The sequence below is a fragment of the Mesobacillus sp. S13 genome (assembly GCF_020422885.1).
GTDB classification, from domain to species: Bacteria; Bacillota; Bacilli; order Bacillales; family Cytobacillaceae; genus Mesobacillus; species Mesobacillus selenatarsenatis_A.
This window is the reverse complement of sequence record NZ_CP084622.1, coordinates 1,868,837-1,885,421: the sequence shown is the minus strand read 5'-3', so window position 1 is coordinate 1,885,421 and position 16,585 is coordinate 1,868,837. Positions and strand designations below refer to the sequence as shown.

The following is a 16,585-nucleotide window of genomic DNA, read 5'->3' as shown; positions in this document are numbered from 1 at the left end:
ACAAATCCTGTCTAAATATGCTGTTCCTTATATTCAATCATGGCCAAAGCCTTTTGCAGTGCCCAGCGCTGATGCTTATGACATAACATACTAACAGCTTCCCTAGTATCAAGCCATTTGAGGTGATGGTCAGCTTCAGCAGGTTCTCCTGTGTCTCCGGCTATCTTGGCAAAATAAAAATCCCCTTGAACCTGATAATATGTTGAATCCTTCTTAGAGTAAAAATACTGTTGTGCTTTTCCGATCCATTCACCGAGTTCAAGAAGCTTTCCCATTTCTTCTTTGCCTTCTCTTATTAAGCACTCTTCATGACTTTCACTTTCCTCCATTCCACCGCCTGGAAGAAAATATTTACCATCATCCGTCTCGATCAATGCAACTAAATTTTCTTCTATTAATATGATTCCATACACACCTGGCCGCCATGTATAGCTTATTCCTGATTTTATTTCACCAAAAGTTATCATCTTTGCATCCCTTCATTCTAAAAGGTTATCAATATGAAAATTACAATGTATGAATGATATGTCAAATTACACTATGAAATATTGGGACATAACTTTTACATATATACCGGCATCGCCACTCCGTAGAACATGCAGACTATTTTCAAGAATGCAGGTTGTGGGAGCAATTAAGATTGGAATAAGACGGTCAATAAAAGAGAAATTCCGTGTTCGTTGGTGTTACCGACTGGATCCATGCCGTTTCTTCTGCACTCTCTGCGTTGACTGCAAATTCCGTTGCCCAGTGGCCTGAATGAAAAATGATTTCTCCATACCGGATAAGATTCACTGTAAACCATTTGAATTTATTTTCTATTTCATACTTGTTCAGAAGAAAATCTTGTATGTTTTGGACATTACAGAATTGAAAAAGAGTCATGTTGTCACCGGCATGAACAGAACAATTAACTATAGATTGAATTTCCTTAATCGCTTCCTGTTCTTCATTCCAGCAATGAAACTCTATAGTATCTGCTTTCTTCAGGAAATGCGAGACTAAAGGTCTCCAATATTTATAATCATCGGGAAGCGGAAAGGTAGTGTCCTCTTCGTCACTATAGCTCCACGGTACTGTAAATTGTATCTCCACATACATCCCTCTTTTACATGAAAGGAAAAATTTATAAATTATAATTCTCTAATCTTGCCAGCACTTCCTTCTTTTAAGTACTCACTCTTTTAAAATATGTTTATATTTTTCGTAAGTCTTCAATTGCATAGCCTCTGTTATATGGGGCGTAAAATCTCCATTCACATGTTCAACGACCATATTGTATAGCACCTGCATCCTTACGTCCTGATAAGCCATCTGGATATGAATGTTTTTCACATTCATATCTTTCATCATAAGAGCAGAATTGAAATTATCGCTCCCCATAAGCTTAGATGCTGCCCTTGCTTCGAGAACAATATCTTTTTCCTGTTCAGAAAGGTTCAGCATTTCGGTATTTAAATCCATATCAGGCAGTTCGGCCAGCTTCACTTCTCTATTATGGTCCGGATCTATAAGTTCAAGCATCGCTCTCACATGCTCCCTGAGCATTTGGATATTCAACTGCAATAGTTTTTTTATTTCTTGATTGTCTACAATATCTTTGAAAATCTTTAACTTGCTGATAACTCCTTCATGCGTTGGCAAATGTTCCGCCATGATCCCTAAATCCACAGCTGGAAAATTCATAATAATCCCTCCTCGTTCATCATAGGCATTATATTCGTAAGGATGATATCTGTTCTTAGAAGGAACTCTCCATTTTTAGGGAGCACTGTAGAAAATATTTAGAAGGGATCAGTTTATCACCGAGAATTACACTTCTATTGAAAGCTATTTTGATATAACCAGGGAAGTCCATACTTTTTCTGGCCTTTTTCTTTTTTATTCTAAGAAATATAATTTTGCAATTAATAAACTTTACTAAAAAGAAAAGAAGTAAGCGAGAGAATTCTCTCAATATTTAAAAGACCTGTGCATCTTCGCCCAGGTCTTCTTTCAATTTACTTATAAGAATATTACCGGAACTGCTGCGGCAAGCAACAGATAGCGGAGAATGAATCCGCCTGCCAGTACCGCACTTTCAGTGATCATAGTAGCTGTGATTCCATGTGATCCTGAAGCGGCAACTTCCAATCCTGCCGGTGTTTGATGAAGTTTTTTTGTATTCCATAACTCCAAAGCCTCGATTGTAATTGGGACTATTAATCCTACTAAAATCAGCCCCATCCAGAATAGAGTGCTGTACTCACCGGAAAGAAGAATGGATACAGATTGTGCTGCAGATTCATTCGTTGATGAAGTGATTAGGAACATCGTGAAAATCAGGAATACTTCGGCAATCAGCAAGGTTAAGTGGATTTTTTTGATGGAAATTACCGTATGGACCACTTTTTTATCCATTATGGCTGACACCAGCATAGTGCCGGCAATACCTGTTGAAAACGCCGATACGACGAATAATATTGGCAAGATTGCTGTATTCCATAGTGGCACAGCTCCAATGACTCCAATCAGGAAGCCAGTGTAAATTGCTGTTGCGACAGCAAATACGATGCCGACATACTCCACAATTTTGTGCGTATCTTTTTTCAACAATTCCATCAAGGCAATATAGGCTGCAGCCATCATGAAAAAGCTGATAAAATAGGTACCGATGGTCATGACTGAACTGAAATTTGTAAATAAATAGATGAAGCGCAATGGGTCTTTCAAACCGGCCTCTGCATCGACAATGAGCAGCAGCAATCCTATTCCCATCAAAGCCGGACTGATCAACCTTCCGACAAACCTGACTGTCTTTGCCTCAGGATACTTCCTTGCTGCATAGGATGATGTTAAAAACGCACCGGCACTAAGACCGGCAAGGAATAAATAGGCAGCGATAATTGTTCCCCAAACCATAATAATCACCTCACGTAATAGATTTTTGCCTTGCCTAGGTCCGGCCTTAACGGCTGCGCATTCATTTTCACGATTGCTTTTGAAACTTCGCTATTTGGATCATCTAGATCACCGAATACCCTGGCATTGCTTATGCAAGTGCTGACACAGGCCGGCTGCTTGCCTTCTGCCACTAGCTCGGCACAGAAACGGCATTTCTCCACTACCCCAGTTTTATGGTCCTGCGTCCTCGCTCCATAATGGCATGCCACCATACAATACTTGCAGCCGATACACTTATCAGAATCCACTAATACGATGCCTTCGGCTGTTGTGTAGGTTGCCTTCGTCGGACAAACACTTACACATGGTGCATCCTCACAGTGCTGGCATTGTACAGGGATGATTTCATTTTTGACGTTCGGGAAAACCCCCGTCTCTTTTTCATAAAATTTAATATAAGACTCTTCTACCGGAAGTTCATTTTGCATCTGGCAGCTTACTCGGCAAGCATAACAGCCGACGCATTTTCTAGTGTCTATTACCATTCCATACCGTGCCATCAGCTATTCACCTTCCTAACCTTCACGATTACTTCGTGGATATTTCCTGCTCCGCTCCATTTTTCAAAATCAAATGGAACATGCTCCATATATCCAAAGCCAACACCATAGCCGGTTTTCAGGTCCTTGGAAGTGATTCCGTAGTGACTCGGGACAAAAATTGCCTCTGGGTGGATTCTCTCTGTCACTTTGACTCGAATCTTGCTTGTTGCTTCACTCGATTTCAGTTCAACCAGATCACCATCTTTGATGCCTAGTGCTTTGGCTCGGACTGGATTGATCCAGATTCTTTCTAGGTCATAATCCTTTGTAATCTGCATCAAAATTGGTATATTCGCAGTTTGTGTATGGCTGTGGATCGCCTGCTTGCCCGTAATCAATCGGAAAGAATCATTCTTAGGACTTACCTTCGGCTCAATCCATTCGACGATTGGCTTAAAGCCGGCTTCTTTATAGGTTTCACTATAAAATTCTACTTTTCCAGAAGGAGTCTTTAATTTCGGCATCTCACCGATGGTAATTTCCTCGTTCGGGAACATAATGGTTCCTTTTTCCCTGAGCTGTTTATACGTAACTCCCGTTGGAGCTAGCATTGCTTCATTCAATTCATCCAGAGTGAAATTAAAATACTGGCCCACTCCGCATGCTTTTGCAAGCTCAGTGTAAATTTCATCGATTGGCTTTGTTTTTGGATGAACTTTCTCTACCATTTGTTGGCGAAGGGCAATTCCAGGGATTTTTCCAGATAATCCTTCAATTACTTCATCGCGTTCAATATATGTCACTTCTGGAAGAACGTAGTGAGCCAATTGTGCAGTTTCAGACATTTGCACATCTATTGCTACCACAAGGTCCATTTTTGAAAGTGCTTCTTTCATGACTTTAGGATTTCCGTATCCCAGTGCCGCATTAGAATGATAATAAATTGCCGCTTTCATTTTGCCTTCCAGTGCTTCTTTAGCGACGATTGTTGCAACACCATGACTATGATAAGCAAGCGGAAATTCTTTTTTACCTGCTTTTGGAGACTCTGGTTCTTTTGGATTCGGATGTTTTGCTTCATCCAATTCTCCAAGTGAAGGTTTTCCACCAAATATACTGCCGCCTTTTTGCTGGTAGTTTCCAAGTAAGGCATTGAACATCGCTACTGCACGGCCGGTTTCTGTACTATTTTCATAGTTGCAGCCGAAAGCGCCTCTCCATGATTGCTCAATCAACGCCTTCGGTTTGGCTTTACCCATATCAATAGCAATACGAGTGATTGCGTCTGCAGATATACCTGTGATTTCCTTTGCCCATTCTGGTGTGTATTTTTTCAGTTCCTTTGCGTATTCCTCATAACCAATACTGTAGTTCTTAATGAACTCTGCGTCATGAAGATTTTCTTTTATCAGTACATGTGACATCGAAAGCACTAATGCTAAGTCAGTACCTGGACGGATCGCAAGCCATTCCGTTGCCAGGTTACCGGTATTATTCAAACGAGGATCGACAATGACGATCTTGGCTCCATTATCTTTTGCTGCTGCTAATGACTGAACAGAACTAGGACGGATGCCATCTCCATAGCTTCTGCCAATGAACATAATATATTTGGCATTGCTGATATCAGCACTTGTAGAAGACACACCAACTGTATGCAAGAAACCTGCATCCCTTGAGTTAGAACAAACGACATGGTGTGTATAGTAGTTTGACGATCCAAGAGAATTTATGAATCTAGGTGAATAAAACTTTCCTGAAGCCCGTGGATCTTCCGTTAAGGCGACTGACTGCGGGCCATGTTCTTTTATGATTTGGTTCAATTTCTGTGCGATTTCTTTGTAGGCTTGTTCCCACGAAATGGGTTCGAATTTATTATCTCCAATCCGCTTTAATGGCTGTGAAAGCCTGTCTTTGGAATAAACAACTGTCGCGTAACCATGCCCTCTGGCACATAGCTTTCCTTTTGAATAAGGATGGTCAGGGTGTCCCGTCAGCTTCCATAAACGGCCGTTTTTGACATGGCCAATCATTCCGCATTTACTGGAACATGCATTACATGTACTAGGAATCTCATTAACTACTGCGTTTGCTCCTGCTTTAACATAATTCTTGGACCATTCATTGAACCCTACTGTTCCTGAAGATGCCAAAGCAGCAGTAGCAGCAGAAGCTTTAATAAATCCACGACGTGATAGTTTTGTCTCCACCATTTTAACTAGCCCTCCTTTTACTCCCGAACGATAAAACATTTTGTTCATATGCCATGAAGGCATGTTCACACACGTTTCGATAACTTGATGCTTCCCCATCATCGCAAAAAGTAAAACTTATTGACTCTTTCACAAAGTGTCTGGCTGATGGGAATAATTCAAATACGTAATATTTATGCAAATATTTGTCCATCACTAAAAGCATCACCACCTTTAATTATGAAGACTACAAGTAATTGGTTCGATATGCCTTCACAGTTCCAATCAATAATCTTGTCAACCTTTGATAAAAGAGATGTTCTGTTGCTGCTGATAGCTGCGATTCGAATTCATCCAGCCAATCGAAATGGTCATCCATATATTCAGCAATAAAGTGTTCCGGAGCATGCTCTATGAAATAGGCCAGCAACTCGAGCAGGATTGCCAAGTGATCTGGCATGCTCTGTAATTCAACAGGTATCTCGATCTTCAGCTTTTCTAGCAGATAGTTGATATGTAACGCCGAATCACCCAGGACATAGCCTTTATCCCTCGCAAAGGGGAGAGTGCACGTTTCATCCTGTGTCCACGGTTTATACAGCGATTCAATCGGAAGTGCAGCAGCTGTTTGCGTGCTTCCAATTGAGCTTCTGTATAATTCCTGAAATTCAGCATAGTTTTCAGGCAAGACTTCCTCTAAAGATAAAGCAATATTGTAATGATCCTTGATAGATGCTTCCAGCCTCTTTAGAAGATCCTGTTCCTTCATCTCATTCCAGATTTCTCTAGTTGGAAGCTTATATAAATCTGCAAGGATTAAAAAATCATCCGCACAATCTGTTTTGTTGTTTAATCCATTCACCAGGATTCACCACCTTTCGATTACACCTTCACTATATGGCATTAAAGTTTGTGAAACAATATACATTCTGTGGCTAATCCCCCCAGAGTATGTGAAGGATTTCACCTAAAATCGTGTAATGACTTTTTCCTCAGATTCCATACACAACGCTGTTTAAAGTTGGATTTATTGAAGACCCTTCGATTTTCACTCCTCTTAATTTGTGAACTTTCTTTTACATAAGTATGAATATCTGGCAAACTCCCCTCTTTTTCATAGGTTTAATCGTAAAATAATAGCATAGAAATAATGCCCTTGAGGTGACGATTATGTCTCTATTAACGAATTGGCTTGAAAGCCTGAGCTACGAGCTCGAGATCTCGGAATCCTGCACAAGGAAGATCAGTCCGCTGAGTACCTGTTCAGCTTGTCTGGACGAATGCCCAGATGATGGCATCCTTTTTGAGGATGGCAAAATACTCATCGATGATAAAAGATGCTCATTCTGCGGTGTATGTATCACAGTCTGTCCTGTACAGGCGGTCAAGGGACAATCGCCTTCAAGAATGGTCAAACTGAATTATCTTCTGCTCGAGCAACAATCGCCATTGCCAAGCATGATGGAAATGCTTTACTACCATAAAAAAGGAATTCGATTTATTCATCAACCTTCATTAACAACGGATTTAGTAGACAGGATTAACCAAGTCAATGAAATCCTTGGCGAAATGCAGCTCGAGCGGCTTCATGTGACAAATCAGTTTGTATTGAAGGAAAAAGAGCAGCCCAGGTTATCAAGGCGTGATTTTTTTACAAAGCTTTCATTAGACAGCAAGAGAACAGTACTCTCTTCTGTGACTCCTGTAAAATGGCGTTTCAACGAGAGCTATTTTAAACCTTCAGTCCTTTTTAAAGATTGGTCCTTTTATCAAGTGAAGATTAGCGAGGATGAATGCACATTATGTGAAGGTTGTTTTAATGTTTGTCCGCCTGGCATATTTAGTCTCGGGGAAAGCGAGTTAATATTGAATGAGAACCAATGCACCGGCTGCAATTTATGCATGGATATTTGCAAAACAAATGCAATTATCGTAAAGATGAAGGTGCATCAAGCGCCGCCTTTCTCATACAATTTGCACAAGAATGTTTGCACACAATGCGGCAGTGGCTTCCTTGCCTGGGAGGAATCTGATTCCTGTCATATATGCAGGACAACTGAAAAGCCTGATTTTTTCCTTTAGTGCACATTAAAGACACTGGACATGAGAAGAAAGGTTCTTCAACCGCTTCCATATCCAGTGCCTCTTTATATTGTGGAACAAAAAAAAACTAGGAAGTGCAAGCTTCCTAGTTCAATGTTATTCTTCCTCTCCTAGAAGGAAGTCTGGGTTCAAATCTTCGAATTCGTCGTCATCGACACCATGGCCCCACTCATCATCATCGCAGTCGCATCCGCCTGGATGAGTGACAACACATACCTTTGTTTCACCGATCACTTCTACAAGGAATTCCCTCTCGACGTGAACGATGATTTTATTGCCATTAGGCGAAATGACCGCTTCAATGCAGTTAGGCTGCTGCAGTACCTCGACAAGGACATCATGGTCATCCATGCAATCAGGATCACGGTACTTCAGTTTGATGACATCGCAGTAAGTTACTTTCTCCGTCACTACTTCAGTTTTTGTATTATCATCAAAGGAGTACCAGATGTTGGCTTCGTAAGACCCGTTTACTTCGACCACTTTCCCTACCTTTTTTGCCTTATACTTATGGTTTATGACCCAAGCGCCCAGAATGCTGCTCGGATGATGCGCTGGGTTGATCGTATGATTGGACTGCGTGAACTTGCGTCCTTTCGCTACGACTGCTTTCGTAATAATCTCTCTGTAATCTCCCATTGCGAGCGAAACCTCCTCAATCTTTTTCAATTCATCCTATGCGTGATATTAGACTAGTGTGCGATTAATTTTAGAACCGCTGGTAAAAACTTAGGCATAGTTCATTGTATGCCCATATAGCCTGAATGTTCCCAAATGGAGAAAGTTGATTGGGGAATTAAGATTGAATTGGGTTTAATTAGCCATCATAAAAGAGTTTCAGGAAAGGCAGCCCAAAAGAATGGGCTCATAAAAAAAAGCACCCTAATATAGCAGGGTGCCAGTTCCTATTCAATGTTTAATGGTTGTGTGTATGGCAGCTTTCACCGTTTTTCAAAGATGCTCCGGTTTCACCGCGAAGTACATCTCCACCAGTTGATTCAACCACTTCATCTGTAACCGTATTGGAAATCGTTGTAGCCACTAGCTGAAGCAACTCATTCACATCGAGCTGTGATTGCTTGAATTCCTGAACCACTGGAATCTCGTCTAGCTGTTGCTCTAATTGAGCAATTTTTGCCTCAGTCTTCTTCAATGCTTCTGTTTTACCATAATGCTGAAAGTTAACTGCCTGTTTTTGAAGGCCTTTAATAGAAGAAATAAGTGTTTTCACTTTTTCATTTTCATGAATCTGTGCTTCTGCACGCTTGAAAAAGTCAACTTCTTCTGTTTCCGCAATCATTCTTGCGATTTCTCTTGAGCGCTGGATAATGTCATCTTTATTGTATTTTGCCAACTTACTTCACCTCAACTGGTTGTATTTCTTCTACCATTTCCCCGTTTAAAGACCATGTTTTTGCACCTGTGATCTTTACCTTGACGATTTTGCCGATTGCCGACTTCGGACCGACAAAATTGACAAGCTTCAATTTGCTTGTATACCCTGCAAGAACATCAGGGTTGTTTTTACTTTCACCTTCAACCAGAACCTCAACAATCTGGTCCTGATACTTTTTCATAGACTGGGCAGATTGCTCATTCACTAGAGCGTTCAGGCGCTGAAGACGCTCTTTTTTCACTTCCATCGGGACATTATCCTGCATTTTAGCGGCAGGTGTGCCCTCCCTTGGAGAGTAAATGAATGTATAGGCTGCTTCATACCCTACCTCACGGACAAGGGACATTGTTTCCTCGAATTGTTCATCTGTCTCGTTCGGATATCCCACAATAATATCTGTAGTCAAAGTGACATTAGGAATGGCCGCCTTGATTTTGCCAACAAGCTCAAGGTATTGTTCCCTCGTATACTTCCTGGCCATGATTTTCAATACATCTGTAGAACCTGACTGTACAGGCAGATGGATATGATCCATCAAGTTTCCGCCTTTAGCCAGCACTTCAATCAGGTGATCGTCAAAATCACGAGGATGGCTTGTTGTAAAACGGACACGCGGGATATCGATCTTGCGCATTTCATCCATCAAGTCCCCTAGGCCATAGTCGATGTCTGTAAAATCTTTACCATACGCGTTTACATTCTGACCTAGCAAGGTAATTTCCTGATAGCCCTGGGCTGCAAGCTGACGGACTTCCTGGATGATGTCATCCGGACGGCGGCTGCGCTCTTTTCCTCGTGTATAAGGAACGATACAGTATGTGCAGAACTTGTCGCAGCCATACATGATGTTCACCCATGCTTTGATATTCCCTTTGCGGACCTTCGGAAGGTTTTCGATGACGTCCCCTTCCTTGGACCAGACTTCAACGACCATTTCTTTGGACATATAGGCTTCCTGCAGAATATTCGGCAGGCGATGGATATTATGTGTTCCAAAAATCATATCAACCTGGTTATAGGTTTTGAGAATTTTATTGACGACCGATTCCTCCTGGGACATACAGCCGCAAACTCCTAACAGGAGATCCGGTTTTTCTCTTTTTAGATGCTTCAGATGACCTAGTTCACCAAACACCTTGTTTTCAGCATTTTCACGAATCGCGCATGTATTCAGGAGAATGACATTTGCATCCTCAACGCTGTCAGTCGGCTCATAACCTAAACCTAGGAAAATACCAGCCATGACTTCTGTATCATGCTCGTTCATCTGGCAGCCATATGTGCGGATGTAGAACTTGCGGCCCTGTCCCATACCAAGGAATTCTTCAGGGATATCGAAGTCCTTGTGGTACTTGACTTCTTCCTTGCCGCGTTTTTTTGCATCCTTCAGAGAAGGAGCTGTATATACCGTTTCAAAGTACTTGCTGTAATCCTTGCTGGATTTTTTGTCCGAAGAATTCTCAGTTTGTACTTGCTGAGCATCCAAGCGTTGTTTCTCGTTCATTATAGATCTCCTTTCATTAGAAAGCGAGCAGGAAACTGATGCTGCTCTTCACTGCTTTCTACTTTTAAAAAGGGCTATATTTCACCCTGAAAATATTAAATATACACATTATAATAGTATAAACTCTTGAACTAATGAAAACAATAGCAGGCACTGGAAATACAGCTTTCCTGGTAAAAAAAAGCCTCTTAGTCACTTATATTACCTTAAAGCTAATCTTACTGGCGTGATGCTCGTCACTAATAACTCCAATTTTACAAGAATAATAAAACCCCAATCCTGGACGATTGGGGTTTTATCGAAACTGTATCCCGGCATGGTTTCCGGCTTTTTATTACATGAATTCAGCAACCAATTTGTCAAAATGAGCTTGATCAAGCTTAAGGTCCGCTTTTGACAAAGGAGTCTCTGAATAACCGCTTACCAAATCCTGATAAGACTTACGCTCTGTATTTTGATAGATTAGTCCTGTAACCAATCCGTTATGTTCCATCAATGTCTGCATTGCTGCTTCACGGTTTGATGGATCATATCCTTCGATATCTCCAAGCTTTGTCAGGTTTTCCTTGAACCAATCATACGTATTAACCTTGTTGTATGTTACACAAGGGCTGAATACGTTGATCAATGAGAAACCTTCATGCTTGATTCCAGCCTCGATCAGCGCAGTCAAGTCTTTCAGGTCAGTCGAGAAGCTTTGTGCGACGAAAGTAGCGCCAGCTGTCAAAGCCAATTCCATTGGAGAAATAGCTTGTTCGATGGAACCTGCAGGAGTTGATTTTGTCTTGAAACCAGCAGCCGAACGCGGGGAAGTTTGTCCCTTTGTCAGACCGTAGATCTGGTTGTCCATGACAATGTAAGTAATGTTGATGTTACGGCGGATTGCATGGACTGTATGTCCCATACCGATCGCGAACCCGTCTCCGTCGCCGCCAGAAGCGATGACTGTCAAATCACGGTTGGCCATCTTTACGCCCTGTGCAATCGGAAGTGCACGTCCGTGGATTCCGTGGAAACCGTATGAATTGATATATCCAGAGATACGGCCAGAACAGCCGATACCAGAAATTACTGCCAAATCTTCAGGCTCTAAACCCACATTCGCAGCAGCACGCTGCATGGCTGCCTGTACAGAGAAGTCGCCGCAGCCTGGGCACCAGTTTGGTTTTACATTATTGCGAAATTCTTTAAAAGTCGCCATCCTAGAACAACTCCTTGCATTTTGTGTGGACTTCCTGCGGCAAGAATGGGTTTCCATCATACTTGAGGATCTTATTGATCTTCTCATGACTTCCGACATTCATCTTCATGATGTTTGCCAGCTGTCCTGTCGCATTGTTTTCGATAACCGCAACTTTCTTTGCAGATTGAACAAGCTGCATCATTTCTTCAGCCGGGAATGGATGTACCAGGCGCACATGTGCGTGGTTTACTTTCAGGCCATCCTTCTCAAGTCTTCCCATTGCTTCTTCAATTGCACCTCTTGTAGAGTTGAAACCTACGATCAACAGATCAGCTTCCTCATGCGGAGCATTCTTGTGGATAGGCGTATCGAATTTCAGATTGCTGATTTTGCGCATACGCTTATCCATTTGCGCAATACGGTTAGCAGCAGATTCTGATGGTTTTCCTGTTTCATCATGTTCAACACCAGTAACGTGGTGAATTCCGTTCTTCATTCCAGGGATCACACGTGGTGAAACACCATCTTCAGTTACTTCATAACGCTTGAAGTAGCCTTTGTTTTCAATTTCAGGAAGTGCTTCCGTAGCCAATTTGCCGCGGCGGACTTCCACTTTGTCAAACTCAAGAGGTTCTACTGTCTGCTTTCCTAAAGATAACTGTAGGTCAGTCAGCATAATGACAGGGCATTGATACTCTTCAGCAAGGTTGAATGCTTCAGCTGCATCGTAGAATGCTTCCTGTACAGTACTTGGAGCAAAGACAATCTTAGGAATCTCACCGTGAGTTCCGTAAATCATCGCCATTAAATCTGATTGCTCCTGTTTTGTAGGAAGTCCTGTTGATGGACCGCCACGTTGAGTGTCAACAATGACAAGCGGAGTTTCTGTAATACCAGAAAGGCCGATTGCTTCCATCTTCAATGAAAGACCAGGTCCTGCTGAAGCAGTAAGGGCACGCACTCCGCCGTAGTTAGCACCGATCGTCATAGTGACAGCCGCGATTTCATCTTCCGTTTGAATTACTGTTCCGCCAAGCGCCGGAAGCTTCTTGATCAAATATTCCATGATTTCTGAAGCAGGTGTGATTGGGTATGCAGCCATGAAACGGCAGCCGCCTGCAAGAGCACCCATAGCGATAGCGTCGTTTCCAATCATGAACATGCGCTTCTGGCCATCAGCTTTTTCAAGCTGCATTGTCTCAGCGCCGCCTAATTGTTCTTTCGTATATTCGTAGCCAGCTTTGATGGCTTCCATGTTTTTATCGACAACCTGTTGTCCTTTGCGTCCGAAAATTCCCTGGACGACTTCTTCGAAAACCTGGATATCCAAGTCTAAAATTGCACTAGTCGCACCGATGGCAACCATGTTTTTCATAAGAGATGTTCCCAATTCTGTAGCCATTTCCGTAAATGGAACCGCATACATCGCAGCTTGAGTGTCCTCAGGCTTTTTTGGGTCAAACTTAGCATCAGCAATAATTACGCCGTTCTCATGCAATTCTTTGTAGTTTACATCGATCGTTTCCTGATCGAAAGCTACAAGAATATCTAAATCGTCAGAAATAGATCGAACCTCTGTAGTGCTCACTCGAATCTTGTTATTTGTGTGTCCGCCCTTGATACGTGATGAAAAGTGACGGTAGCCATACAAGTAGTAGCCTAGACGGTTCAATGCAATAGAGAAAATTTCCCCGGTAGATTCAATTCCTTCTCCCTGCTGTCCGCCAACTTTCCATGAAAGTTGATTGATCATCTCTTACACCCCTTTAGATACGTAAAAAAATATGTAAAAACGCTTCGTTATTAAGTGTAGCACTTTTCCAAGTAATTCACTAGAATTAAACGGTTTATATCTTGCATTTCATACCGGAATCTAGCAAATGGATGGTACTAAACGCTTACAATTCTAGACCTATGTGAATAAAAAAGCAACCCTTTAAGAATAATTATTGACCAAAATATGAATATTTTTTTATTTATTAAAATATTATAAGTCTTTTACCCTGGCTCCCTTTGATTCATGGGCAGTAATTGCCCTTCACCGCTGGATTCAGCGACTTAGAACAGGCAGTCTGGAAGCCATATTCTTGTATAAGAACTTATTCACTTGTATATCAGAATAATATTTTTGCAGTTCGTTCCAAAGGTTTTCATATTGATCATTGCCTTCGAGATTCCTCACAGAAAATTCAATTCCATCAAAGTCCGAGCCAAAGCCAACATGATTTTCTCCTCCGAGAGAACAAATGTGATCAAGATGGCGGACGACATCCTGAATGGAAGCAGAGGTTTTTTTACCAGACAAAAACTCTGGTACAAAGGTAACACCAATCACGGAATCGCGATCAATAAGTGCTTGGATCTGATCATCCTTAAGGTTCCGACCATGCTGGCAAAGCGAATAACAGTTTGAATGGGAAGCAAATACATGATCAGCACCATCCATTACATCCCAGAATCCTTGTTCAGATAAATGCGATACATCACAAGGTGTCCCTGTTTCATTCAGAAGCTGGACAACCTGACGCCCAAACCTTGAGAGGCCAGCTCCCCGCTCCTCCAGGGCTCCATCAGCCACATAATTCCCATAGTTCCATGTAAGACCTACAGAACGTACTCCAAGTCTCAGCAAGGTACGCAATTTCAATAAATCCTGACCAATTGCATCACACCCCTCCAAAGTCAAAACCGCACCTATTTCATTTTCAGCGAGCTGGTCAATATCGCCCATGTCCAGCACCAGCTTTATGTGAGGATGAGGTTTCAGGATTTTTTCATAAAATAAATCTGCCATCCTTAATGCAGCTTCAAATTTCAGGTCAGGATGAACGGATTCAGGTACATAGATGGCAAATAACTGGACTTTGGTCTTTGAAGCCTCCAGCCTTTCAAGATTAACCTGCAGTTCCGGAGCTTTAGAAAAATCAAGCGTTGGATCAACGAATAATTTATATAAAACATCACAATGAGCATCAAAAATCTTCACAAAATACCTCCTCTTATATTCATCATTATACTTCATAAAATGAAAAGAAACCTGCTTGCAGGTAGCAAACAGGCTGAGTCAATCCTTAAACATTCTTTAAAAACCTTAATCTATCTATAGGTGCGCTGGCGCTTTCATCTGGGTTCAACAATCAATTTAATGGCTGTCCGTTCTTCGCCATCAATCAGGATATCAGTAAATGCCGGGATGCAAATTAAATCGACTCCGCTAGGTGCTACGAACCCTCTTGCGATCGCTACTGCCTTAACGGCCTGATTCAATGCACCCGCCCCGATAGCCTGAATTTCTGCGCCCCCTCTTTCGCGCAGTACTCCAGCAAGCGCACCAGCTACAGAATTAGGATTAGATTTTGCTGAAACTTTTAATATCTCCATTCCTGGCTCCTCCTTATTTTATCCCGTCCCGGACGCCTTACGTGGACATCCAGTTTAGTCTGTTCCACTGCTACTATATTCAGGAGGAAGCCCACATATGACCTTCAGTAAAAAAAAGCGCTGAAAGTGATGGTGTGATTTATTTAATTTGGTTCTGTGTGAGGCTGATTGCTGGGTTAATCGTACCCTTATGCGGACCTTCCCATTTTTATAAGGATGTCGTTCAGGCGGTATCGGATCCTTATGACACCTCTTCCCTCTTTATAAGGGTACCGTTCGGGCTGTATTGTACCCTTATGCGCACTCTTTCCTCTTCATAAGGGTATTGTTCGGGCAGTATCGTACCCTTATGCGCACTCTTCCCTCTTCATAAGGGTACCTTTCAGACAACTTGCAACAATAAGTTCTTTGCAGCTTTATCCACCTACAATACCCAATTCTGTGCAAATTTATAGACTGCAGAAAAACTCGAGTGAGCTCGCCTGCAGCCTAAATAGGTCAACCTGATATTTTACTCATAAAAAGGATGGTCATCATTGATAAGGATTTTCTGGATTTTCACTGCTTTGCCAGTCTTCTTGTCCAAATCTATCAATACTGCTGATAGCTGGTTCCTTCCATCCTTTGCTACTTCAAAGCGTGTTGGCAGGCTTGTCATGAACCTTCTTAGGACCGCTTCTTTTTCTACTCCCAATATCCCATCATATGGCCCTGTCATTCCTACATCGGTAAGAAAAGCTGTCCCTGATGGCAAAATCCTCTCATCTGCTGTCTGCACATGAGTATGCGTACCAACTACAGCGGAAACTCTTCCATCAAGATACCAGCCCATCGCCTGCTTTTCGCTAGTTGCCTCCGCATGGAAATCGACGAAAATGAGCGAAGTGCGTTTGCTAGCTTCCTCAATCAATTCATCTGCTTTTTTAAATGGGCAATCTATTGGCGTCAAGAACGTACGGCCCTGCAGATTGATTATTGCCAGCTCCTCCTGGTTGACCTTCAGATAAACAATCCCTTTTCCCGGTACTTCTTCAGGAAAATTGGCTGGCCTTACCAGATATTTAGCTCCATCGATGAATTCAAAAATATCACGGTTATCCCATGCATGGTTGCCTAGAGTTACGGCCTGTGCGCCTTGCTCGAGAAACTGCCGGTAAATTCTTTCGGTAATTCCTTTACCGCTCGCTGCATTCTCACCATTTATGATTGTTACAGTTGGTCGAAATTTCCCTTTTAGCTTAGGCAGATATTCCGTAACCATATCCCTGCCAGGGGAACCTACAACATCCCCTACAAATAAAATTCTCATTGATTCTCATTCCTGCCTTCAATTAAGTTATTTATGTAAAAATTGTATCATAACATCGAGATGATATGAAAACCAGCAAAGTGAGCTTACAG

16 protein-coding genes are annotated in these 16,585 nt (G+C 42.0%); 1 reads left to right on the top strand and 15 read right to left on the bottom strand.

What is annotated here, in order from left to right; translation table 11 throughout:
- Window positions 1-11 precede the first annotated feature (11 nt).
- The 7 genes from LGO15_RS09405 to LGO15_RS09375 form a co-directional block, all read right to left on the bottom strand.
- A complete protein-coding gene (locus LGO15_RS09405) occupies window positions 12-467 on the bottom strand; it encodes an NUDIX domain-containing protein (protein WP_167832892.1) in 456 nt (151 codons plus the stop codon).
- A gap of 187 nt (window positions 468-654) precedes the next feature.
- Window positions 655-1,095 (bottom strand): hypothetical protein, encoded by a 441-nt coding sequence (locus tag LGO15_RS09400; RefSeq protein ID WP_226087397.1) that lies wholly within the window; start codon window positions 1,093-1,095, stop codon window positions 655-657.
- 81 nt (window positions 1,096-1,176) lie between these two features.
- Window positions 1,177-1,686 carry a hypothetical protein gene (locus LGO15_RS09395; protein WP_226087396.1) on the bottom strand — a complete coding sequence of 170 codons (510 nt, stop codon included), beginning with the start codon at window positions 1,684-1,686 and terminating at the stop codon, window positions 1,177-1,179.
- Window positions 1,687-2,004: 318 nt separating this feature from the next.
- Window positions 2,005-2,901: an NrfD/PsrC family molybdoenzyme membrane anchor subunit gene (gene nrfD, locus LGO15_RS09390; RefSeq protein ID WP_226087395.1), complete on the bottom strand. Its 897-nt coding sequence runs from the start codon at window positions 2,899-2,901 to the stop codon at window positions 2,005-2,007.
- A gap of 5 nt (window positions 2,902-2,906) precedes the next feature.
- A complete protein-coding gene (locus LGO15_RS09385; RefSeq protein ID WP_226087394.1) occupies window positions 2,907-3,443 on the bottom strand; it encodes a 4Fe-4S dicluster domain-containing protein in 537 nt (178 codons plus the stop codon).
- Window positions 3,443-5,638 (bottom strand): molybdopterin-containing oxidoreductase family protein, encoded by a 2,196-nt coding sequence (locus tag LGO15_RS09380; protein WP_226087393.1) that lies wholly within the window; start codon window positions 5,636-5,638, stop codon window positions 3,443-3,445. The genes LGO15_RS09385 and LGO15_RS09380 overlap by 1 nt, the downstream gene beginning before the upstream one ends.
- A gap of 226 nt (window positions 5,639-5,864) precedes the next feature.
- Entirely contained in the window at window positions 5,865-6,479 is a 615-nt protein-coding gene (locus LGO15_RS09375) for a molecular chaperone TorD family protein (RefSeq protein ID WP_226087392.1), read from the bottom strand.
- Between the two features lie 308 nt (window positions 6,480-6,787).
- Here LGO15_RS09375 and LGO15_RS09370 point away from each other — a divergent pair, with 308 nt between their 5' ends.
- Window positions 6,788-7,699 carry a 4Fe-4S dicluster domain-containing protein gene (locus LGO15_RS09370; protein ID WP_167832885.1) on the top strand — a complete coding sequence of 304 codons (912 nt, stop codon included), beginning with the start codon at window positions 6,788-6,790 and terminating at the stop codon, window positions 7,697-7,699.
- A 117-nt stretch (window positions 7,700-7,816) separates the two neighbouring features.
- Here LGO15_RS09370 and LGO15_RS09365 read toward each other — a convergent pair whose 3' ends face one another.
- From LGO15_RS09365 to LGO15_RS09330, 8 genes are all read right to left on the bottom strand, one after another.
- Window positions 7,817-8,359 carry an outer spore coat protein CotE gene (locus LGO15_RS09365; RefSeq protein ID WP_167832884.1) on the bottom strand — a complete coding sequence of 181 codons (543 nt, stop codon included), beginning with the start codon at window positions 8,357-8,359 and terminating at the stop codon, window positions 7,817-7,819.
- A 277-nt stretch (window positions 8,360-8,636) separates the two neighbouring features.
- Window positions 8,637-9,074, bottom strand: coding sequence for a YlbF/YmcA family competence regulator (locus LGO15_RS09360; RefSeq protein ID WP_167832883.1), 438 nt, complete (start codon window positions 9,072-9,074; stop codon window positions 8,637-8,639).
- A 1-nt stretch (window position 9,075) separates the two neighbouring features.
- Entirely contained in the window at window positions 9,076-10,620 is a 1,545-nt protein-coding gene (gene miaB, locus LGO15_RS09355) for a tRNA (N6-isopentenyl adenosine(37)-C2)-methylthiotransferase MiaB (protein WP_226087391.1), read from the bottom strand.
- Between the two features lie 334 nt (window positions 10,621-10,954).
- On the bottom strand, window positions 10,955-11,821 hold the full coding sequence (locus LGO15_RS09350; RefSeq protein ID WP_167832881.1) for a 2-oxoacid:ferredoxin oxidoreductase subunit beta: 867 nt from the start codon (window positions 11,819-11,821) through the stop codon (window positions 10,955-10,957).
- A 1-nt stretch (window position 11,822) separates the two neighbouring features.
- Window positions 11,823-13,556 (bottom strand): 2-oxoacid:acceptor oxidoreductase subunit alpha, encoded by a 1,734-nt coding sequence (locus LGO15_RS09345; RefSeq protein ID WP_226087390.1) that lies wholly within the window; start codon window positions 13,554-13,556, stop codon window positions 11,823-11,825.
- A gap of 297 nt (window positions 13,557-13,853) precedes the next feature.
- Window positions 13,854-14,789 (bottom strand): dipeptidase, encoded by a 936-nt coding sequence (locus tag LGO15_RS09340; protein ID WP_226087389.1) that lies wholly within the window; start codon window positions 14,787-14,789, stop codon window positions 13,854-13,856.
- Window positions 14,790-14,923: 134 nt separating this feature from the next.
- Entirely contained in the window at window positions 14,924-15,184 is a 261-nt protein-coding gene (gene spoVS / locus LGO15_RS09335; RefSeq protein ID WP_010193268.1) for a stage V sporulation protein SpoVS, read from the bottom strand.
- A gap of 511 nt (window positions 15,185-15,695) precedes the next feature.
- Window positions 15,696-16,493 carry a TIGR00282 family metallophosphoesterase gene (locus LGO15_RS09330; protein ID WP_167832878.1) on the bottom strand — a complete coding sequence of 266 codons (798 nt, stop codon included), beginning with the start codon at window positions 16,491-16,493 and terminating at the stop codon, window positions 15,696-15,698.
- Window positions 16,494-16,585: the final 92 nt, after the last annotated feature.